The sequence below is a fragment of the Agreia sp. PsM10 genome (assembly GCF_030433855.1).
Lineage (GTDB): Bacteria > Actinomycetota > Actinomycetes > Actinomycetales > Microbacteriaceae > Agreia.
In genome coordinates this window covers 1-262 of the sequence record NZ_JARUXC010000055.1, presented here as the reverse complement: position 1 = coordinate 262, position 262 = coordinate 1, and the positions used below count along the sequence as shown (strand labels likewise).

1 pseudogene is annotated in these 262 nt (G+C 72.9%); it reads left to right on the top strand.

Annotated features, from left to right (window positions below):
- Positions 1–262 (top strand): annotated as a pseudogene (locus tag QCD70_RS19025) (hypothetical protein); the annotation flags it as partial.

Sequence of the window (262 nt, the reverse complement as noted above, 5' to 3'; positions counted from 1 at the left end):
CCACTGGGCTGCCACGTGGCAGGCCAGCCCGCAGCCGGTCTGGGGGGCGGATTTCCTCTTTCCCACCAACCTGCCCGCTGTGCTGCAGGACCAGACCGTGCGCCAGGTGGCGCGCATCAGCCTGGGCGGGCCGCGCCTGCGCATCGTGCTGTCCAACGCCTACGGCGGCCAGCCTGTGACCGTGGGCAGGGCGACCGTGGCAAAGCCGTTGCCGGCAGGCGCCGTCGAGTCCGGCAGCCTGCAGGCCGTGACCTTTGGCGGC